The 20,795-nt window shown below is 72.6% G+C and carries 19 protein-coding genes and 1 pseudogene; 2 read left to right on the top strand and 18 right to left on the bottom strand.

The features are described 5' to 3' along the window. The first annotated feature begins 217 nt into the window (after nt 1-217). Nucleotides 218-706, top strand: a complete 489-nt coding sequence (locus tag O7629_RS09300) for a transcriptional regulator (RefSeq protein ID WP_123601171.1) — start codon at nt 218-220, stop codon at nt 704-706. Nucleotides 707-815: 109 nt separating this feature from the next. Here the strand turns inward: O7629_RS09300 and nusB are convergent, their stop codons facing one another. The 6 genes from nusB to aroC are packed head-to-tail and all read right to left on the bottom strand — an operon-like array spanning nt 816 to nt 5,115. After that, nucleotides 816-1,223, bottom strand: a complete 408-nt coding sequence (gene nusB, locus O7629_RS09295; RefSeq protein ID WP_278174470.1) for a transcription antitermination factor NusB — start codon at nt 1,221-1,223, stop codon at nt 816-818. 23 nt (nt 1,224-1,246) lie between these two features. Next, nucleotides 1,247-1,804, bottom strand: a complete 558-nt coding sequence (efp, locus tag O7629_RS09290; RefSeq protein ID WP_123601169.1) for an elongation factor P — start codon at nt 1,802-1,804, stop codon at nt 1,247-1,249. A gap of 60 nt (nt 1,805-1,864) precedes the next feature. After that, nucleotides 1,865-2,308, bottom strand: coding sequence for a type II 3-dehydroquinate dehydratase (gene aroQ, locus O7629_RS09285; protein ID WP_278168664.1), 444 nt, complete (start codon nt 2,306-2,308; stop codon nt 1,865-1,867). 16 nt (nt 2,309-2,324) lie between these two features. Continuing rightward, the gene (aroB, locus tag O7629_RS09280) at nt 2,325-3,401 is read right to left on the bottom strand and encodes a 3-dehydroquinate synthase (protein WP_278168663.1); all 1,077 of its coding nucleotides are present in this window, start codon (nt 3,399-3,401) and stop codon (nt 2,325-2,327) included. Nucleotides 3,402-3,412: 11 nt separating this feature from the next. Beyond that, a complete protein-coding gene (locus O7629_RS09275) occupies nt 3,413-3,937 on the bottom strand; it encodes a shikimate kinase (protein ID WP_278168662.1) in 525 nt (174 codons plus the stop codon). Continuing rightward, nucleotides 3,937-5,115 (bottom strand): chorismate synthase, encoded by a 1,179-nt coding sequence (aroC, locus tag O7629_RS09270; RefSeq protein WP_278168661.1) that lies wholly within the window; start codon nt 5,113-5,115, stop codon nt 3,937-3,939. Before aroC ends, O7629_RS09275 begins: the two co-directional genes overlap by 1 nt. Nucleotides 5,116-5,235: 120 nt before the next feature. Here aroC and O7629_RS09265 point away from each other — a divergent pair, with 120 nt between their 5' ends. Then, on the top strand, nt 5,236-6,426 hold the full coding sequence (locus tag O7629_RS09265) for a multidrug effflux MFS transporter (protein ID WP_278168660.1): 1,191 nt from the start codon (nt 5,236-5,238) through the stop codon (nt 6,424-6,426). 48 nt (nt 6,427-6,474) lie between these two features. Here the strand turns inward: O7629_RS09265 and O7629_RS09260 are convergent. From O7629_RS09260 to aspS, 12 genes and pseudogenes are all read right to left on the bottom strand, one after another. Beyond that, nucleotides 6,475-7,317, bottom strand: a pseudogene (locus O7629_RS09260) (shikimate dehydrogenase); the annotation flags it as partial. Between the two features lies 1 nt (nt 7,318). Continuing rightward, nucleotides 7,319-8,515 carry an endolytic transglycosylase MltG gene (gene mltG, locus O7629_RS09255; RefSeq protein ID WP_278168659.1) on the bottom strand — a complete coding sequence of 399 codons (1,197 nt, stop codon included), beginning with the start codon at nt 8,513-8,515 and terminating at the stop codon, nt 7,319-7,321. Then, nucleotides 8,515-8,985, bottom strand: coding sequence for a Holliday junction resolvase RuvX (ruvX, locus tag O7629_RS09250; protein ID WP_278168658.1), 471 nt, complete (start codon nt 8,983-8,985; stop codon nt 8,515-8,517). Before ruvX ends, mltG begins: the two co-directional genes overlap by 1 nt. A gap of 15 nt (nt 8,986-9,000) precedes the next feature. Continuing rightward, entirely contained in the window at nt 9,001-11,685 is a 2,685-nt protein-coding gene (gene alaS, locus O7629_RS09245; RefSeq protein ID WP_278168657.1) for an alanine--tRNA ligase, read from the bottom strand. After that, complete coding sequence (locus O7629_RS09240; protein ID WP_278168656.1) at nt 11,682-11,987, bottom strand: hypothetical protein; 306 nt, start codon at nt 11,985-11,987, stop codon at nt 11,682-11,684. The genes alaS and O7629_RS09240 overlap by 4 nt, the downstream gene beginning before the upstream one ends. Nucleotides 11,988-12,003: 16 nt before the next feature. Next, on the bottom strand, nt 12,004-12,465 hold the full coding sequence (locus O7629_RS09235; RefSeq protein ID WP_278168655.1) for a DUF948 domain-containing protein: 462 nt from the start codon (nt 12,463-12,465) through the stop codon (nt 12,004-12,006). Between the two features lie 107 nt (nt 12,466-12,572). Beyond that, on the bottom strand, nt 12,573-13,241 hold the full coding sequence (locus tag O7629_RS09230) for a hypothetical protein (RefSeq protein WP_278174469.1): 669 nt from the start codon (nt 13,239-13,241) through the stop codon (nt 12,573-12,575). Between the two features lie 1,793 nt (nt 13,242-15,034). Further along, nucleotides 15,035-16,564, bottom strand: a complete 1,530-nt coding sequence (locus O7629_RS09225; protein WP_278168654.1) for a replication-associated recombination protein A — start codon at nt 16,562-16,564, stop codon at nt 15,035-15,037. Between the two features lie 69 nt (nt 16,565-16,633). Further along, a complete protein-coding gene (locus O7629_RS09220; protein ID WP_123601155.1) occupies nt 16,634-16,828 on the bottom strand; it encodes a hypothetical protein in 195 nt (64 codons plus the stop codon). Then, nucleotides 16,828-18,150: an MFS transporter gene (locus O7629_RS09215; protein ID WP_278168653.1), complete on the bottom strand. Its 1,323-nt coding sequence runs from the start codon at nt 18,148-18,150 to the stop codon at nt 16,828-16,830. The genes O7629_RS09220 and O7629_RS09215 overlap by 1 nt, the downstream gene beginning before the upstream one ends. After that, nucleotides 18,147-18,752 carry a helix-turn-helix domain-containing protein gene (locus O7629_RS09210; RefSeq protein ID WP_278168652.1) on the bottom strand — a complete coding sequence of 202 codons (606 nt, stop codon included), beginning with the start codon at nt 18,750-18,752 and terminating at the stop codon, nt 18,147-18,149. The genes O7629_RS09215 and O7629_RS09210 overlap by 4 nt, the downstream gene beginning before the upstream one ends. 144 nt (nt 18,753-18,896) lie before the next feature. Next, a complete protein-coding gene (aspS, locus tag O7629_RS09205) occupies nt 18,897-20,717 on the bottom strand; it encodes an aspartate--tRNA ligase (RefSeq protein ID WP_278168651.1) in 1,821 nt (606 codons plus the stop codon). Nucleotides 20,718-20,795: the final 78 nt, after the last annotated feature.

Raw genomic sequence — 20,795 nt, 5'->3', positions numbered from 1 at the left:
GCTGGTCAGCGGTCACGCCGAACGTTACCAGCGTCCCGTTGCCGAGCCGATATGGGGCGCTGAGTGTCGCATCAGTAAGACGAAATTTGGGGCAAGTCGTCACGATCTTGTTCACTGGTAGCTATTCACCACTTGACCGCGCTTGCGAACCGCCGTACCGTCACGCTCCGTAGCGATCGCTGGGGAAAGCCCCGGGCAAAGCACTGGGAGAGTCCGTATGCCCTCTGAGTACGCCAAGTCGTTGGGCGCCCGCCTGCGCTCCATCCGTCAGCAGCAGGGGCTGTCCCTGCAGGGGGTGGAGGAGAAGTCGAACGGGCGTTGGAAGGCTGTCGTCGTCGGTTCCTACGAGCGTGGGGACCGGGCAGTCACCGTCTCCCGCCTCGCCGAACTGGCCGACTTCTACCGGGTACCCGTGTCGGAACTGCTGCCGGACGGCAGTGGGGTACGTCACGAGCCCACCAGCAAGATCGTCCTGGATCTGGAGCGGCTGTACGACGAGGTCGGCGAGGACCTCGCCTACGTCGCCCGGTACGCCCGGGCGATCCAGCAGCAGCGCGGTGACTACAACGGTCGGGTGTTGTCCATCCGCGCCGACGACCTGCGGGCGCTGGCGATCGTGTACGACTCGTCGCCGTCCGGCCTCATCGAGCGGCTGAACGAGCACGGCGTACTGGTCGCCGACCCGCGGGCGTTCTTCGCCTCCTGACGGCTGCGCACCCAACCGCCGACGGGCCCGATCCAGCTGGATCGGGCCCGTCGGCGGTGTCGCGTGGCACCGGCGGTCGTGGCGGTACCCGCCAGAGCGGCGGGAGCCGCTAGTGCGGGGTGTACTCGGCGATCCGGTCCAGCAGACCGTTGAGGAACCGCGGCGAATCGTCAGTTGACATCTGCCGGGCCAGCTCGACCGCCTCGGTGATGGCCACCGGGTCGTCGATCTCGTCGACGTAGAGCAACTCGTAGACGGCGATCCGGGCCAGGTTGCGGTCGACCACCGGCATCCGGTCCAGCGTCCACCCCTCGGCGTAGCTGCCGATCAGCTCGTCGATCCGGTCCCGGTGGGCCGCCACCCCCTCGACCAGACCGACCGCGTAGTCGAGATGCTCCGGACGTGGAGACAGCCGGGCCAGGTAACCGACCAGCACCTGCGCCGGCGGCAGATCGCGCATGTCCGCCTCGTAGAGCACGTCCAGGGCCCGTTTACGCGCCTTGCGGCGCGCCGGCATCGAGGTCTTCGGCCCCTCGGCCATCAGGCTCGGCCGAGGTAGCGGCCGTCGCGGGTGTCGACCTTGATCTTCTCGCCGGTGGTGACGAACAACGGCACCTGAACGGTGGCGCCCGTCTCCATCGTGGCCGGCTTGTTGCCGCCGGTCGACCGGTCACCCTGCAGGCCCGGCTCGGTGTAGGTGACCTCGAGGACCACGCTGGTCGGCAGCTCGACGTACAGCGGCACACCTTCGTGGGTCGCCACGATCGCCTCGGCCTCGGGCAGCAGGTAGTTGGCTGCCTCGCCGACCGTGCCGCCGGGCACCATGATCTGGTCGAAGGTCTCCAGATCCATGAAGACGTAGTCCTCGCCGTCGGCGTACAGGTACTGCATGGTCCGCTTGTCGACGGTCGCGGTGTCGACCTTGGTGCCCGCGTTGAAGGTCTTGTCGACCACCTTGCCGGAGAGCACGTTCTTCAGGGTGGTGCGCACGAAAGCGCCGCCCTTGCCGGGCTTGACGTGCTGGAACTCCACGACGGCCCACAGCTCGCCGTCGAGGTTGAGAACCAGCCCGTTCTTCAGGTCGTTGGTGGTCGCCATTTCCTGCCTTGATCATCAATGTGCGGACGGATCTGCCAAGTCTATCGGGCCGGACCCGGCTCAGCCGGGACGGCCTGCGGCCAACCGGGCGACGTGCAGCAGCGCCAGCCGGTAGCCGTCCACCCCGAGCCCGCAGATCACCCCGGTGGCGACCGCCGACACCACCGAGTGGTGCCGGAACTGCTCGCGGGCGTGGATGTTGGAGATGTGCACCTCGACGAGCGGTCCGCGCAGCAGCGCGCAGGCGTCCCGGACCGCGTACGAGTAGTGCGACCAGGCACCCGGATTGAGCACCACGGCGGCCTCGGTGTCGGCCGCCGCGTGCAGCCAGCCGAGCATCTCGTGCTCGGCGTCGGTCTGGCGCACCTCGACGTCGAGCCCGGCGTCCCGGCCCACCTGCTCACACATCGCCACCAGGTCCGCGTAGCTGGTCAGCCCGTACACGTCGACCTGACGGCTGCCCAGCCGGCCCAGGTTCGGGCCGTTCAACACGTACGTCCGCACGCCCCGCCACCTCCCGTCACGCCGCCACCTGCCGGTACGCCTCGGCGAGCAACGTGTCAGCCGGGCCGTCGAGGATTCCCGGCCGGGCCAGCGCGTCGAGCACCACCAACCGCAGCCGGCTGCCCCGGGCCTTCTTGTCCACCCGCATCGTGGCCAGCAGCTCCGGCCACGCCTCGGCCCGGTAGCTGGTGGGCAGCCCCAGGGCGGCGAGCACCGACGCGTGCCGGTCGGCGACCGTCGCGTCGAGCCGGCCGGCCAGCCGGGCCAGGGTCGCCGCGTAGACCAGGCCGACCGACACCGCGTGCCCGTGGCGCCAGCGGTAGCCTTCCACCTTCTCGATCGCGTGGGCCAGGGTGTGCCCGTAGTTGAGCACCTCACGCAGCCCCGACTCGCGCAGGTCGTCACCGACCACGTCGGCCTTGACCCGCACGGCGCGCTCGATCAGCTCCCGCACCTGCGGACCGGTCGGGTCGGCGGCCGCCGCCGGATCGGCCTCGATCAGCTCCAGGATCGCCGGATCGGCGATGAACCCGCACTTGACCACCTCGGCCAGCCCGGCGACCAGGTCGACCGGCGCGAGGCTGGCCAGCAGGTCCAGGTCGGCCAGCACCCCGGCCGGCGGGTGGAAGGCGCCCACCAGGTTCTTGCCGGCCGCCGTGTTGATCCCGGTCTTGCCGCCCACCGCCGCGTCGACCATGCCGAGCAGGCTGGTCGCCACCGGCACCCAGCGGACCCCGCGCAGCCAGCAGGCGGCCACGAAACCCGCCAGGTCGGTCACCGCGCCGCCGCCGACCCCGACCACCGCGTCGGTACGGGTGAACCCGGCCGCGCCCAGCTGCGCCCACGCCTGCCCGGCGACCTCGATCGACTTGCCGGCCTCGGCGTCCGGCACCTCGACCAGCAGCGGCTTGGCACCGGCCGCGGCGCAACCGCCGGCGATCCGGTCGGCCTGGCCCTTCAGCGGGGGTGCGTGCAGCACCGCCACCCGGTCCGCGCCGGGCAGCAGGTCGGGCAGCGTGTCGAGCAGCCCCCGACCGACCAGTACGTCGTACGGTCGGTCGCCGGGCACCGGGATGCAGGTCGTCGAGTCCATCGGCGCCGAGCCTAGTACCCGGGCCGGTCGGCCGGCGCGCGCAGCAGGGTGGCGATCTCCTCGGCGACCTGTTCCGGGGTACGGCCGTCGGTTGCCACCCGGTGCGTGGCCACCTGCTCGTAGAGGGGGCGACGCTGCTCGAGCAGGTGTCGCAGCGTGGCCCGCGGGTTGATCGCCAGCAGCGGCCGGCCGGCGTCGAGGCCGACCCGGCGGACCGCGTCGGCCAGCTCGACGCCGAGGTGGACCACGGTGTGCCCGGCGAGCGCGGCCCGGGTCTCGTCGGCCAGCACCGCACCGCCGCCGAGCGCGAGCACGCCGTCGAAGCCGCCCAGTGCCGCCCGGACGGCCGCCCGTTCCAGGGCCCGGAAATGCTCCTCGCCGTCGTCGACGAAAATCTCCGGGATCGGCTTGCCGGCCGCCGCCACGATGTCGGTGTCGGTGTCGCGGAACTCGCAGCCGAGCAGCCCGGCCAGCGCCGTACCGGTGCTGGTCTTGCCCGCACCGGGTGCACCGACCAGTACGCAGACCGGGGCCATCAGCGGATCACCAGGTGGTCCAGGTACCCGGCGACGTTGCGGCGGATCTCGGCGACCGAGTCACCGCCGAACTTCTCGGTGGCCGCCTCGGCCAGCACCAGCGCCACCATCGCCTCGGCCACCACCGCGGCGGCCGGCACCGCGCAGACGTCGGACCGCTGGTTGATCGCGGTCGCCGGCTCCCCGGTGACGACGTCGACGGTCGACAGCGCCCGGTTCAACGAGGAGATCGGCTTCATCGCGGCCCGTACCCGCAGCGGCTCGCCGGTGGTGATGCCGCCCTCCAGCCCGCCGGCCCGGTCGGTCACCCGGCGCACCCCGGCCGCGGTGGGGATGATCTCGTCGTGCGCGACCGAGCCCCGCGACCTGGCCTGCTGCCACGCGTCGCCGATCTCCACACCCTTGACCGCCTGGATCGACAGCACCGCGGCGGCCAGCCGGGCGTCGAGCTTGCGGTCCCACTGGACGTGGCTGCCCAGCCCCGGCGGTACGCCGTAGGCGAGTACCTCGACGATGCCGCCGAGGGTGTCGGCGTCGGCCTTGGCCGCGTCCACCTCGGCGACCATCCGGGCGCTCGCCTCGGGGTCGAGGCAGCGCAGCGGGTCGGCGTCGACCCGCTCGGCGTCCTCCGGGCGGGGCTGCAGCCCGGGTTTGGCGGCCACCGAACCGAGCTCGACCACGTGCGACACGATCTCGATGCCCAGTGCCTGCCGGCACAGCGCCCGGGCGACCGTGCCGACGGCGACCCGGGCGGCGGTCTCCCGGGCGCTGGCCCGCTCCAGGATCGGCCGGGCGTCGGTGTGGCCGTACTTCTGCATCCCGGCCAGGTCGGCGTGCCCCGGTCGGGGCCGGGTCAACGGAGCGTTGCGGGCCTGACCGGCCAACTCGTCCGGGTCGACCGGGTCGGCCGCCATCACGGTGCGCCACTTCGGCCACTCCGAGTTGCCCACCCGGATCGCGACCGGGCTGCCCAGCGTCACCCCGTGCCGCAGGCCGCCGACGATCTCGATCTCGTCCTGCTCGAAACTCATCCGGGCGCCCCGGCCGTAGCCGAGCCGGCGCCGGGCCAGCTCGCGGCCGATCTCGGCACTGGTCACCTCGACGCCGGCGGGGACGCCTTCGAGGAGTGCGACCAGCGCGGGGCCATGGGATTCACCTGCGGTCAGCCAACGCAACACGTCGGAAAGTGTGGCACGGCGTGGTCGGGGCCCGGTGACCCACGTCGCCCGCGTCCCGCCCTCCGGACACCGCCGGAGCTGACCTAACGTACGGTTGGTCGGGTCTCGGGGGGTGGGTTCGTGCCGTACGACATCCGCCGCCGACCAGCGGTGCTGCTCATCCTGCTCGGCGCGGTCACTGCGGTGGGGCCGCTGTCGATCGACATGTACCTGCCGGCGTTCCCGGCGATCAGCGACGACCTCGCCGCCACCCCGGCCCGGGTGCAGCTGTCGCTGACCGCGTGCCTGATCGGCGTCGCGTTCGGCCAACTGGTCGGCGGGCCGGTGAGCGACCGGTGGGGGCGGCGGCGTCCGGCGCTGGCCGGCACCACCGGTTACGTCGTCGTCTCGCTGGCCTGCGCGCTGGCCCCGAACGCCGAGGCACTGGCCGGGTTGCGGCTGCTCCAGGGCTTCGCCGGCGGGGTGGGGGTGGTCGTCGCCCGTGCGGTGGTGCGCGACCTCTACTCCGGTGCCGACGCGGCCCGGTTCTTCTCCCGCCTGCTGATCATCTTCGGGGTGGCACCGATCGCCGCGCCGGTGCTCGGCGCGGCGGTGCTGCGGGTGGCCTCCTGGCGGGGGATCTTCGTCGCCCTCGCGGTGGTCGCCGCGCTGCTCACCATCGCCATGGCCCGCTGGCTGCCGGAGACCCTGCCGCAGGAGCGCCGCAACCCGGACGGTCTGGCCGGCGCCGCCCGGGCGGCCCGGCTGGTGCTCACCGACCGGGCGTTCGTCGGGTACGCGTCGACCCAGGGTCTGGCGTTCGCCGGCATGTTCGCCTACATCTCCGGATCGCCGTACGTGCTGCAGGACGGGTTCGGGCTGTCGCCGACCATGTTCAGTCTGGTGTTCGGGGCCAACGCGGTCGGACTGATCGTGCTCGGGCAGGTCAACGCCCGGCTGGTCGGCCGGTACCGGACCCGGCCGTTGTTCGTCGGCGCGTTGACCGCCGGAGCCGGCGCTGCGGCGCTGCTGGTGGCCGGCGCGACCACCGGTCAGCTGTGGCTGATCCTGCCGGCGCTGGCCGGCTACGTCGCCACGATCGGGATGCTGATGCCGAACGGGACCGCGCTGGCCCTGGAGGAGCACGCCCGGCACGCCGGCACCGCCGCCGCCCTGCTCGGCGCGGTCCAGTCGGGGATCGCCTCGCTGGCCGCGCCGGTGGTCGGGCTGGCCGGCACGGCCAGCGCCACCCCGATGGCGCTGATCATCCTCGGCGCGGCAGGGCTGTCACTGGTCGCCGTGTCGGCGCTGACCCGTGACCGCGCCGGCTGAGCGCGCCAGCTCACCGGCCGGGGCGGCCGACCGCGCTGCCGCACCGGCCGACCGCGCGGCGGACAACGCGGCTCGCATCGCCGGTACCGGCGCGGCGACCCCGGTGAACTGTTCGAACTGCCCGACCGCCTGGGCCAGCAGCAGATCCAGCCCGGAGACCACCCGGCAACCGGCGGCGGCCGCCGCCGAGGCCAGTGGAGTCGGCCAGGGATCGTAGATCGCGTCGAAGCAGACCGTGCCGGACGCCCACGGCAGCTGGCCCGCGTACGGGTCGGCGGCCCCCTTCGGCAGGGTGGAGACCAGTACGTCGGTGCCGGCCGCCACCGTCGCGGTCGCCGTCAGGTCGGCACCGGTCATCGACACGCCGAGCGCGCCGGCGACCGGCACCAGCTCGTCGACCGCCGCCGGCCGTCGGGCCGCAACGATCACCGAGTCGGCGGCCAACGCGGCGGCGGCCGCCAACGCGGCCCGGGCGGTGCCGCCGGCGCCGAGCACGGTGAACCGGGCACCGGTGCCGACACCGGCGTCGCGCAGCACCGCGACCATCCCCGCCACGTCGGTGTTGTCGGCGAACCAGATGCCGTCGGCCCGGCGTACCAGGGTGTTGGCCGCCCCGACCGCGGTGGCCACCGAGGAGGCCCGCCCGGCCAGGGCGAGCGCCGCCTCCTTCAACGGCATGGTGACCGACAGCCCGGCCCACTCCGGGCCGAGACCGGCGACCAGGGCCGCCAGCTGCGCCTCGGCGCATTCGATCGCGGTGTAGCTCCAGCCGGTCAGCCCGGCGGCCTGGTAGCCGGCATTGTGGATCACCGGCGACAGTGAGTGCCCGATCGGCATGCCGAGCACTGCGGCCCGCCGCCGGACGGCGGTGGACGGTCGGGGAGCGGACACCTCAGAGGATGCCGTTCTGCCGGGCGATCTCGATGTTCTGGTTGTGCTGGTCGAGGGTCTCGGCGAACGCCGAACGGCCCTCCTTGTCGATCGCCACGAAGTAGACCCAGTCCTCGTCCGGCGGGTTGATCGACCCTTCCAGGGCGGCCTTGCCCGGGTTGTTGATCGGCGTGGGCGGCAGCCCGCTGTGCGCGTGGGTGCTGTACGGATTGCTCTCGTCGTACAGCTCCTCGCGGGTCATGTCCTTGGACGCCTTGGTCTCCTGGCCGGTCAGCTCCCAGTAGTAGTTGACCGTCACGTCGAACTGCAGGCAGCTGCACGGGAAGGTCTCGCTGTACACCCGGTTGTACGCCACCCGGGAGACCTTGGCGAGGTCCTCGGCGATGCCGGCCTCGGCCTGGGCCAGCGACGCGACGATCAACGCCTCGTACGGGCTGATCCCGCCGCGTTCGGCCTGCACCCGGTCGGCGTACTCCATCTCGCCGGTGACGGTCAGGAACCGGTTGACCATCACCCGGAGGATCTCCGGGGCGGTGACGTCGGGATCGAAGTCGTAGGTGTCCGGGAAGAGGAACCCTTCGGCGGAGACCGTCACCTCCTCCCCGTCGGTACGGGTCATCCACCACTCGGGCACGCCCAGGGCCAACGGGTCCTCGGCTGCGGTGGCAAACTCCTCCGCCGGGATGTCCGTCGACTCGGCCAGCAACTGGTAGATCTGCTTGGCGGTACGGCCCTCCGGGATGGTCACCCGGTTGGAGACCTTGTTCTCCAGGTCCAGCAGCAGGCCGAGCGCGGTCGCCGCGCTCATCTCCAGGCGCAGCGTGTAGAAGCCCGGCTGGATGTTCTGGCTGCGGGAGTTGTCCCGGGCCTCGTTGACGAACGCCTTGGTGCTCTTGACCACGCCGGCCTCGACGAGGGTGTTGCCGATGTCGGTGGCAGTGTCGCCGGCCCGGACCTGGACCACCACCTCACCGGTGCCGCCGCCGTCGTAGTCCGGGGTCGCGAAGTAGCCCTGTACCCGGTCGAAGCCGTACCAGACGCCGCCGCCGAGCACGCCGAGCAGCAGCACGGTGACCAGCAGCGCGGCGGCGGTCTTGCCCCGGCCGCCACCGCCGGACGACTTCTTGCGCCGCGCGCCCCGACGGTGCCGGCCCTTGTCGGCCCGGTCCTCGAAGGCGAGGTCCAGTTCGTCGATCATCACTTCTGCCTCCGCTGCGCGTCCAGCCAGCTCTGCAGGATCTCCACGGCGGCCGCCTGGTCGACCACCGCCCGTTGGCGTCGTCCTCGGACGCCCCGCTCGGACAGCCTACGGCTAGCGACCACCGTCGACATCCTTTCGTCGGTCGTCAGGACTGAAATCGGCGATACCGCCACTTCGAGTAACCGTACGTATGCGCTGACCGCGTCGGCGGCCGGTCCGTGGCGGCCGGCGAGGTTCACCGGCAGACCGACAATAACCGCACTGACCTCGTACTCATGAACTATCTGGACAATTTTCGCGATGTCCGTAGGCACCTCGGCCGGTGTCGTCGCGCCGCCGGTCGACAGGTCCCGCCGCACCGTCAGCAACGGGGTGGCGAGAATGCCGTCCGGGTCGCTGATCGCCAGACCGACCCGGACCTGCCCCACGTCGACGCCGAGCCGGCGCCCACGGACGAATCCGCTCACCTCGTACCGCTCATCTCAGGCCGTCTCGGCGATCGCCTTTTCGACCGCGACCAGCAGGTTCGCCGCCTCGGCCGCCGGCAGCCCGCCGCCCTGCGCCAGGTCGGCGTTGCCGCCACCCCGGCCGTGCAGCGCGCCCTTGACCAGGTCGGCGGCCGACACCCCGCGCGACTTGCCGGTCGCGTTGACCGCCACCACCAGCGCCGCCTTGCCGTTGGCCCGGGCCGCCACCGCGACCACCGCCGGCCGGGCCGGGTCGATCTTGCCCCGGATCTCCTGCGCCAAGGTCCGTACGTCGTTGCCGGCCGCGCCCTCGGGCGCCTCGGTGCCGACGTAGGCGACCCCGCGCACGTCACGCGCCTGGCCGGCGATCGCCGCCGCGCCGCCGAGCACCAGCTGCGCGCGCAGCTTCTCCAGCTCCTTCTCCGCGTCGCGCAGCTGGGTGACGGTCTGCTGGACCCGGTCCGCGACCTGGTCGGCCGGCACCCGGTACAGCTCGGCGAGCCGCGCCACCAGCAGGTGCTCGCGGGCCAGGAAGTTGAACGCGTCGATACCGACCAGCGCCTCCACCCGGCGCACGCCGGAGCCGATCGACGACTCGGAGAGGATCTTCACCACACCGAGCTGACCGGAGCGGGTCACATGCGTGCCGCCGCACAGCTCCCGGGCGTAGTCACCGACCTCGACCACCCGGACCTCGTCGCCGTACTTCTCCCCGAACAGCGCCATCGCGCCCAGCCGGCGCGCCTCCTCCTGGGAGGTGATGAACGCGTTCACCTCCAGGTCGCGCAGCAGCACCTCGTTGACCTGCTGCTCGATGTCGTGCAGCACCGACGGCGCGACCGCGCCGGGGGTGTTGAAGTCGAACCGCAGCCGGCCCGGCGCGTTCAGCGACCCCGCCTGGGTCGCCGACTCGCCGAGAAAGTTGCGCATCGTCTGGTGCACCAGGTGCGTCGCGGTGTGCGACCGGGAGATCGCCCGCCGCCGTGGGATGTCGATCTCGGCGTAGCCGGACTCCCCGGCGCGCAGCTCGCCGCTGACCACCCGCGCCCGGTGCACGATCAGGCCCGGCACCGGCTGCTGCACGTCGAAGATCTCCACCCGGCCGGCGCCGACGGTGAGCAGGCCGGTGTCCGGCTGCTGGCCGCCGCCCTCGGCGTAGAACGGGGTGCTGTCCAGTACCAGCTCCACGACGTCGCCCTCACCGGCCGCGGGCAGTGCCGCGCCGCCGGCGCCGAGCAGCGCCCGGACCCGCGACTCACGGGACACCTCCGCGTAGCCGGTGAACTCCACCGGCCCGCCGCTGTCCAGCACCCCGCGGTACGCGGACATGTCGACGTGCCCGGTCTTGCGGGCCTGCGCGTCCGCCTTCGCCCGGGCCCGCTGCTCGGACATCAGCCGGCGGAAACCGTCCTGGTCGACGGAGAGCCCCTGCTCGGCGGCGATCTCCAGGGTGAGGTCGATCGGGAACCCGTACGTGTCGTGCAGCTGGAAGGCCTGGTCGCCGGAGAGTTTGCCGCCGCCGGCCGACCTGGTCTGGGCGATCGCCGTGTCCAGGATCGTGGTACCGGCGCGCAGCGTGGACAGGAAGGCGTCCTCCTCGGCGTACGCGTACGAGGAGATCCGCTCGAAGTCGGCGGCCAGCTCGGGGTACGACGGCGCCATGCAGTCCCGGGCCACCGGCAGCAGCTCCGGCAGGGCGCGATCCTGCCAGCCGAGCAGTCGTACCGAGCGGATCGCCCGACGCATGATCCGGCGCAGCACGTAGCCGCGGCCCTCGTTGGACGGGGTCACCCCGTCGCCGATCAGCATCAACGCGGTCCGCACGTGGTCGGCGATCACCCGCAGCCGAACGTCGTCGGGGTGCGACTCGCTCGCCGCCTGGCCGGAGCCCGCACCGTAGCGCTTACCGGTCAGCTCGGCCGCCCGGTCCAGGATCGGACGTACCTCGTCGATCTCGTAGAGGTTGTCCACCCCCTGCAGGATCGACGCGATCCGCTCCAGGCCCATGCCGGTGTCGATGTTCTTCTTCGGCAGGTCGCCGACGATGTCGAAGACCTCTTTGCTCTGTACGTTGGTGATCTCGTACTGCATGAAGACGAGATTCCAGAACTCCAGGAAGCGGTCCTCGTCGACCTCCGGCCCGCCGTCCGGCCCGTACGCCGGACCCCGGTCGTAGTACAGCTCCGAGCACGGCCCGGCCGGCCCGGGGATACCCATCGACCAGAAGTTGTCCTTGTTGCCCCGGCGCACGATCCGCGCCGCCGGTACGCCGGTGCGCCGCCAGATGTCGGCCGCCTCGTCGTCGTCGAGGTAGACGGTGACCCAGATCCGCTCCGGATCCATGCCGAACCCACCCGCGTCGACCGGCCTGGTGGCCAGGTCCCAGGCCAGCGGGATCGCACCTTCCTTGAAGTAGTCGCCGAACGAGAAGTTGCCGTTCATCTGGAAGAAGGTGCCGTGCCGCGACGTCTTGCCGACCTCGTCGATGTCCGGGGTACGGATGCACTTCTGCACGCTCGTCGCCCGCTGGTACGGCGGGGTCCGCTGACCGAGGAAGTACGGCACGAACTGCACCATGCCCGCGTTGATGAACAGCAGGTTCGGGTCATCGATCGCGGGCAGCGGAGCTGACGGCACCACGGCATGGCCGTTGGCCTCGAAGTGCGCGAGGAACCGCCGCTTGATCTCCGCCGTTTTCACCGAACGTCCTCCTGGGGGAATATCTCCACGTCACCGACGCTCGGGTCGCCCCGCAGGTCGGCGAACTGGTCGTCGAACGCCACGCCCTCAGCGAACGCGGCCTGGATCTGCTGCTCGCGCTCTGCCATACCCTCACGCACGTCCTCCACGAAGGTACGGACCGACTCGACGAGACCACCAGCGGATTCCGACAGCGAGGAGGCGATCCCGGACGGTGTGTAGGACTGGGCGGTCCGGGCCAGTTTGCGGACCACCACCGCGCCGACGGCGATGCCGACACCGAGCCAGAGCAGGCGTTTCATGACGGCGTCCTCCCGGTCATCCGGCGTTGCGCCGGGCTGCCCGGCGCCGCTGCTTGAGTTCCGCCCGTACGTCGCGCTCCTGCTCGGCGTGCCGACGGGCGGACGCGGCGCGCCGGACGCCGTACCCGAAGGCGGCGACCTTGACCAGCGGGTTGGCCGCCGCCGCCGAGACGACGGTGGCGAGGTTCGCCACGTTGGCGGTGACGTTCTGCGCGTGACCGGTCATCGTGTCGATCTTGGCGAGCTGGATGTTGACGCCGTCCAGCGTGGTGTGCACCTGCCCGAGCGCGGTGTTGACGTTCTCCATCGAGGTGTTGACCTGGCCGAGCAGTGGACCGGTGCGGTCGTTCAGGTCGTTGATCGCCCTTGTCGCCGCGTCCACGGTGTGCCGCAGCCGCAGGATCGGCACCGCGAGCACCAGCACGAGCATCAGGAACGCTCCGGCCGCCACCAGCGCCGCGATCTGTCCACCGTCCATGCCTGTGTCCTCCTCTGTCACGACGCCTCGCCGCCGCTGCTCACCTGACGGCGGTCAGCTCGCGCCGCACCACCGTGCAGACCCTACCGTCAGTGATGGTCGTCCGCTCACGACGGTTCGACCTCGAGGTCCAGCAGCGGGTCGTCGGTGAAGACCGGATCCGGATCCTCACCGGTGAGCGACGGATCGGTGCTCGGCTGTGGCTTCATCCGGTCGTCACCGATCGCGTTGCGTACCTTGATCGACACGACCGAACCGGTGCAGGTCTCGGCCTCGGTGACCGGCGGCGAGTCGGCCGATTCCCCGTCGGTCGACCCACCGTCGGTCGACTCGCCGGATGGCGGCTCCACCGTCGGCCGCTGCAGTAGCAGGTCGTCCGAGCAGGCCGGCGGCCGGACCCACAGGTCGAGGGTGAGTTCGTCGCGGGTCCAGCAGTTGTACTGGCCTTCGACCGGCTGGGACGGGCACAGCTCGGCGTCCCACGGCAGCCACCCGGCGTCGGTCAGTGCCGCGGTGTAGACCTGGGCGGTCTCCTCGGTGCCGCGTTCGGAGGTCATCGTCCGCTCGCGGAACCGGCAGTCGATGAGGCACCAACGGCTCCCGCTGACCGCGTCGGTACGCTCCTGCGCCGCCCACTCGGGCACGTCGAGCCGGTCGAGGGAGTTGAAGACCGGGTCGCGGGTCGCCGCCCGGATGCCGAAGTAGAGCGGGAGGGCGGCCAGCACCACGACGGCGACCATGATCAGGGCCATCGCCCGCAGCCGACGCTGCTGCAGGTTCGGGCCACCCTGCTCGGAACCCGGCTGGTCGGCACCGGACTCCTCAGGGCCGGAGTGCTCGGATTCCGACCGGTCAGGGCGGTACGGCCCGGACCGGACCGGTGAGCCACCCCCACCGGACACCGGGGCGACCCCTCCCGGGACCGGCGCGGCTCCCGGGACCGACGCGGCTCCGCCGGACACCGGGGCGAGTCCGCTCGGCGGCACCGGCCCACCCGGCCGTACCGGCACCGACGCCGACCGCGCCACCGTCGCCCCGGCGCCGGAGACCGGGCGGGGCGGGGCGGGCGTCGGCCGATCGTGGTGCGGCGGTGCGGCGGCACCGGCAGGTCCACCGGACACCGGCCGGCCAGGTGCCGGCGCGCCGGGCATCGTCGCGACGCCACCGGGCCCGGGTTGAGCTGGTCGGCCGGGTTGAGCTGGTCGGCCCGGGTGGCTGGGGCGGCCGAAGGTGCCGGCCTCGTTGGGACGGCCCGGCGGGTCGGATCGACCCGGCTGGCCGGGGCGGATCGGACCGGTGGCGTACGGGTCCCGTCGATCGGTGGCCGGCGGCCCGGTCACCGGTGGCCGCGGCCCGCCACCGGCACCGGTCGGCACCGGCCCGGCTGCCGGGACCGTCGCCCGGCCGGGGCCGGGGCCGGGGCCGGGGCCAGGGCGGGTGGCGGTCGGCGGGCCGGCCGGATGGCCTGGCGGCGGTCCGGCCGGGCGGGTTCCCGGACGGGGCGGCTGGTCGGTGCCCGGGTCAGGCTGCGGACCACGGGCCGGTGGCATGGCACCGCCCGGCCCAGGGACCACGGGAGCGGCCAGGGGGCCGCCGGGGCCACCCCGGGATGGCTGGCCGGGGATCGGCGCGGACCGCGCCGGGCGAGGCCCGCCCGAGGTCGGCCGGGCCGGCTCGAACGGCTGGCCGGCCGAGGCATGCCGGCCGGCCGACGGCCGCGATGGTGCCGGGCCGTCCCCCTCCCGGGTCTGACCCGCTCGGTCCGCCCCGGCGGCCGGGCCACGTTGCGGCGTCTCCGGGCGGCGTTCCCAGCCGCTGCTCTCGTCCGCCGGTTCCGGGGCGCGTCGACGCCCGCCGGACGACCTGACCGGCGGAATGATCCGGGTCTCGTCGCGTCCATCGGCACCGGGGCCGGACGTTGGTCGGGTCGGGGTGCCCGGCGCGGAACGGGGCCCGCCGAAGGCGTCGGCGGATGGCCGCTGCGGCGTGGACGGCGGCAACGGCGGTGCGTTGCCCGACTGCGGCACGACCGTGTCCGCCGCTGGCAGGCGTTGCGGCGGCCGCTGGTACCGGCCCGGGGTCGGGCTCGGCCCACCCGAGACCGGGGTCGGACTCGGCCCACCGGAGACCGGGGTCGGCCCGCCCGGGGCGGGGCTGACGGGCCGGGGTCGGGGTCGGGGTTCGGACGGTTTCGCGCCAGCCGGGGACACCGGCTCGGCCGGCCCTGGCCCGGTGCGCGGCTGCGGGCCCGGAGGCGGCTGCGGGCCGGCACCCGGCTGCGGACCCGGACCCGTAGGCGGCTGCGGATGTGGATGTGGACGGGACGGGACGGCGGACCGGGAGACCGCAGAGCGGGACGGCGGGCCGTCCGTCGAGGAGTCGCCGGATGCTCCGGCGCCACCGGGTCCGATGTCGATCCGCTGTTCCTTGGCGGTCCGCAGATCGTCCAGCCAGCCGGTCTCCTCGCCGCTGACCTCTTCCTCGACCGGTGCCCGGCCCCACCGACGGCCCTTCGGCTTGCCCTCACGACGCTCGTCGGGGTGATCGGGGCGGTCAGAACCGCGCGCTCTCACTGCTGTACCTCCCCGGCAGCAACGCTGCCGCTGTCATCGGGCACCGGACCAGCCTCGGACGCTGGGACGGATGGATCAGGTTCGGCGGCACCAGCGGACGAGCCGGAGCCGGTGCGTCCAGCGGACGCGCGGGTGTCGGGCGGCAGGCCGCGCACGATCCGGCGGAGCACCGGCAGCCGCGCGGAGACCGTCCGCTCGGCGCCGTGCTCGGTCGGCCGGTAGTAGTCGACACCGGCGAGCTCGTCGGGCGGGTACTGCTGGGTGACCACCCCCCGGTGGTCGTCGTGAGGGTAACGGTAGCCGCCTCCGTGGCCGATCCGCCGCGCGCCCGAGTAGTGGCTGTCCCGTAGATGTGCCGGCACCGTCCCGCCCCGGCCGGCCCGTACGTCGGCGACGGCCGCCGACAGCGCGGTGGTGGCCGAGTTGGACTTCGGGGCGGTGGCCAGGTGGATCACCGCCTGGGCAAGGTTGAGTTGTGCCTCCGGCAGCCCCACGTACTCCACGGCGTGGGCGGCCGCGGTCGCCACCGACAGCGCACCCGGATCGGCCATCCCGACGTCCTCGCTGGCGAAGATCACCATCCGCCGGGCGATGAACCTGGCGTCCTCCCCGGCGACCAGCATCCGGGCCAGCCAGTGCAGCGCGGCGTCGACGTCCGAGCCACGCATGCTCTTGATGAACGCGCTGGTCACGTCGTAGTGGGCGTCGCCGTCGCGGTCGTAGCGCACAGCGGCGACGTCGATTGCCCGCTCGGCGGTACGCAGGTCGATCTCCCCGGTGTCGGTCGCGGTGGCCGCCGAGGCCGCCGCCTCCAGGGCGGTGAGCGCCTTGCGCACGTCGCCACCGGCCAACCGGACCAGGTGATCCTCGGCCGGCTGCGACAGCCGTAGCGAGCCGCCGAGTCCACGTTCGTCGGTCACCGCGCGCCGGAGCAGGTCACGGACCGCCTCGTCGCCGAGTGGCCGCAGGGTGAGCAGGACACACCGCGACAGTAACGGCGAGATGACCGAAAAATGGGGGTTTTCGGTGGTCGCCGCCAGCAACGTCACGGTACGGTCCTCGACCGCCGCGAGCAGCGAGTCCTGCTGGGTCTTGCTGAAGCGGTGCACCTCGTCGATGAACAGCACCGTCGGCAGCCCGCCGGTACGCCGTTGCCGTCGGGCCTCGTCGATCACCGCACGGACGTCCTTGACTCCGGCGGACAGCGCCGACATCGCTACGAAGCGACGGTCGGTGGCCCGGGCCACCAGGTGGGCGATCGTCGTCTTGCCGCAGCCCGGCGGCCCCCACAGGATGACCGACATCGGCGCGGTACCGGTCACCAGCTGCCGCAGCGGCGCGCCCGGGGCCAGCAGATGCTCCTGGCCGACCAGCTCGTCGAGGCTCGCCGGACGCATCCGTACCGGCAACGGCGCCGAAGCGGACGGGCCGGAGCCAGAGTCACCCGCCGCCACGCCGCCGCCAGCCGGCGGCGCATCGCGGCGCTGCTCGGCGGAGGGGTAGGAGAAGAGGACGTCGGACTCCATCAGCAAGACAGTACCGGCCCGATCTCGGACGCCGGAAATGCACCGAGATCGGGCCAGTGAACAGCCGGGTCAGCTGCGCCGACGGCGCCGGGACCAACCGCCGCCGGTGCCGCGACCGACCCCGGCGAAAAACAGGGCCAGGCAGAGCAGGCCGATCAGCACCATGGTGTTCCAGTTGAACAGGTCGGGCGCACCGAGATCGGTGTCGAGCAGGTCGAGCAGCAGGGCGAAGCCGAAAACGACAGCCGCAGCAATGGCGAACATCAGATCCTCCTGGGGGGTTCAGTCGGTCGGCCGTTCCATACCCAACGGCCGCGCCGGCCAATCCAGCTTGGACCAGGCGAGACCAGGTACAGCGGTGCGGCCGCGGCCAGCACGGCCGCACCGACCAGCATTGCCAGGCTGACCGAGGCGGCACCGGCGATGGCCATCAGCACCACCCCGCCAAGCGCCCCCGCCGGGTGCGCGACCATCGAGTTGAGCGAGACCACGCTGCTGCGGTGCCCGCCGTCCACCTGCCGGTGCAGCAGGCCCATGTGCACCGGGTTCGACGCACCGTGGATGGCGTAGCAGGCCAGGAAGGCTGCGACCACCCCGGCCGGCCCGGCCAGCAGCGCCATGCCGGCGACGGTCGCCCCCTGCAGGATCCGGAATGCGGCGGCGGTCACCGGCGCACCGAGTCGTCGGGTGAGCGCCGGCACCAGCGCGGCACCGCCGGCCGACGCCAGCCAGGCAACGGCACCGACCGGACCGAGCAGCGCCGCCGCCCGGTCTGCGTCGCCGGTCACCTCCGCCAGGCGTACCGGCATCAGGGTCTCGAAGGAGATCATGCCGAAACCCCAGAACAGCTCGACCGAGATCAGGGCGAGCAGGATCCGGGAACGCCGCAGCAGCGCCAGCGCGTCCCGAATCACGGACGGCACCCGCCGGATCGACGCGCCGACCGTCGACACCCGCGCCGGTTGTCCCCCGGCGACCGGCGCTGCCCCAGCCGGCCGTGCCTCGACCAGCAACCACGCCAAACCGACGAGGCCGACGACCTGGAGCAGCGCTGCGACGAGCACCGGCCCCGTCAACGCGCTGACCGGACCCACCGGGCCGAGCGCCACGAGCCCACCGCTGGCCAGCGCGGCGGCCGCGATCGCGAGACCCAGCACCACTCCCCCGTGGCTCAGCCCGCCTTCGTACCGCGCGTCGGGGTCGGCGGCGAGCGTGGCGTCGACGTACCAGGACTCCAGCGGCCCGCTCTCCAACGCCCGGTAGACGCCCTGCAGCAGCATCACCACGACGAACAGGGTGAAGGAGTCCGCGACGACGAGCAGCGACAGCGACGCCAGGTTCGCCACCGCCGCGCCGATCAGCACCGGCTTGCGACCGACGGCGTCGGCCAGGCCTCCGGTCGGCAGCTCCAGCAGCAGTACGGCCAGCCCTTGCGCCGCGACGACCAGGCCGATCTGCGCCAAGGTGAGCCCGCGTTCCAGCATCAGCAGCACCCAGACGGGGATCAGCAGCCCGACGGGTGCCCAGCGCAGGCCGTGCAGGATCAGATAACGCCGGTGGACCTGACGGGCGGTCAGCGTTCTCACGACCCATCCCCGGCAGAGCCGCCCCGGTCGCTGTTGACGACGCGGGGAAAGCCGTAGGTGTAGAGCATCACCTGCTCGGCAGCGCCGTGACCGGGACCGGGGTCGGTGCGGTAGCGCTCGACAACCGCGTGCAGGTCGGCGTTGAGTCGGCTCAGCTGGTCCGGGGTGAGGGTCAGGATGTAGTCGGAGTACTCGGCGGCGTCCCGCCACTCGGTGGAGTAGCCGTCGCGGGCGGCGTGCCAGTCCTCGGCCAGCCGGACGAACTGCTGCACGAAGTAGCTGTTCAGCCAGTCGGCGGCGGCCCGGGCGTCCGGGTCGGCGTCGAACGAGGTGGCTCGCCAGGACGAAACCTTGTGCACCGAGCGCCACCACCGCTCGCGTCCGGTGCCGCGGGCCGGCTCCTCACGTACCAGCCCGACGTCGGCGAGCTTGCGCAGGTGGTAGCTGGTCGCTCCGGTGTTGGTGCCCAGCTCGTGGGCGAGCGCGGTGGCGGTCGCCGGACCGTCCAGCCGCAGCGCGCCCAGCAGCCGTAACCGCAGCGGGTGGGCCAGGGTGCGGACCTGGTCCCCAGTGAGCCAGACCGTCGACTGCTGCTCATCCATGGAATGCACAATAACTCTGCAAATAAAGTTTGCACAATATCTGTGCACAACTTCTCTGGAACCGGTGCAGGCATGGGCCGCAGACGTACGTGGGCCCGGGGTGCACGCGCACCCCGGGCCCACGACCGGAAGACAGTTACCCGGTCAGGACGGCTCCACCAGGGCTACCACCCCTGCCGTACCGGCGGCCGGCGTCGGCGCGACACCGGCCGGCGGCTTCGGCTTGGCGTCCACCCCGGCCTCCGCGCGCTGCTGGGCGGTGATCGGCGTCGGCGCCTGGGTCAGCGGGTCGAACCCGCCGCGCGTCTTCGGGAACGCGATCACCTCACGGATCGAGTCCACGCCGGCCAGCAGCATGCAGATCCGGTCCCAGCCGAACGCGATGCCGCCGTGCGGCGGCGGGCCGTACTTGAACGCCTCCAGCAGGAAGCCGAACTTGTCGGCAGCCTCCTGTTCGCTGATGCCCAGCAGGTCGAACACCCGCCGCTGCACGTCGGCCCGGTGGATACGGACCGAGCCGCCGCCGATCTCGTTGCCGTTGCAGACGATGTCGTACGCGTAGGCCAGGGCCTCGCCGGGCGCGCCGTCGAACCGGTCCAGCCACTCGTCGGTCGGCGAGGTGAACGGGTGGTGCACCGCCGTCCAGCCGCCCTCATCCGTAGGCTCGAACATCGGCGCGTCCACCACCCAGCAGAACGCCCACGCGCTCTCGTTGACCAGGTTGGCCCGCCGGGCGATCTCGATGCGGGCCGCGCCGAGCAGCTCCTGCGCCTCCCGCCGGTTGGTCGAGGCGGCGAAGAAGATCGCGTCGCCGGGCTTGGCGCCGACCGCGTCGGCCAACCCGCCCAGGTGCTCGGCCGACAGGTTCTTCGCCACCGGGCCGCGCGGTTCGCCGGTCTCGGCGTCCAGCACCACGTACGCGAGGCCCCGCGCGCCGCGCGCCTTGGCCCAGTCCTGCCAGCCGTCGAGCTCCTTGCGGGTCTGGGCGGCACCGCCGGGCATCACCACCGCGCCGACGTAGCCGCCGGCGTCGATCGCCCCGGCGAACACCCGGAACGCCGTGCCGCGCAGGTAGCCGGTCAGCTCGGTCAGCTCCACGCCGTAGCGCAGGTCCGGCTTGTCGGAACCGTACCGGTCCATCGCCTCGTGCCAGGTGATCCGCGGCACCGGACCGGTGATCTCGTGCCCGGCCAGCTCCCGCCACAGCGCGCCGACGATCGACTCGCCCAGCTCGATCACGTCGTCCTGGGTGACGAACGACATCTCGATGTCCAGCTGGGTGAACTCCGGCTGCCGGTCGGCCCGGAAGTCCTCGTCGCGGTAGCAGCGGGCGATCTGGTAGTAACGCTCCATCCCGGCGACCATCAGCAGTTGCTTGAACAGCTGCGGCGACTGCGGCAGGGCGTACCAGGTGCCGGGCTGCAGCCGCACCGGCACCAGGAAGTCGCGGGCCCCCTCCGGGGTGGACCGGGTCAGCGTCGGGGTCTCGATCTCCACGAAGTCGCGGTCGTGCAGCACCGTACGGGCGATCTGGTTGGCCCGCGACCGCAGCCGCAACGCCCCGGCCGGACCACTGCGCCGCAGGTCCAGGTAGCGGTACCGCAGCCGGACATCGTCGCCGGCGTCGACCTGGTCGTCGATCGGCAGCGGCAGCGGCGCGGCCTCGGACAGCACGGTCAGCTCGGTCGCGGTGACCTCGATCTCGCCGGTGGCCAGCTCCGGGTTGTCGTTACCCTCCGGGCGGCGGTCCACGACGCCGGTCACCCGTACGCAGAACTCGTTACGCAGCGCGTGGGCCAGCTGCATCTCCTCGCGGAACACCACCTGCACCACGCCGGAGGCGTCGCGCAGGTCGACGAAGATGACCCCGCCGTGGTCGCGCCGGCGGGCCACCCACCCGGCAAGCGTCACCGTCGTGCCGGCGTGCGTGGCGCGCAGGCCGCCGGCGTCATGGGTACGAATCACGGCACGGAACTCCTCATCGCGGGTACGGGACTGCTTCCGCATTGTGTCAGCCCGTCCGGTACCGGTCCGCGCCGATCC

Origin of the sequence: Solwaraspora sp. WMMD792, from assembly GCF_029626105.1 — a bacterium.
GTDB lineage: Bacteria > Actinomycetota > Actinomycetes > Mycobacteriales > Micromonosporaceae > Micromonospora_E.
The sequence above is the reverse complement of the archived record's forward strand: the minus strand, read 5'-3'. Positions and strand labels throughout refer to the sequence as shown.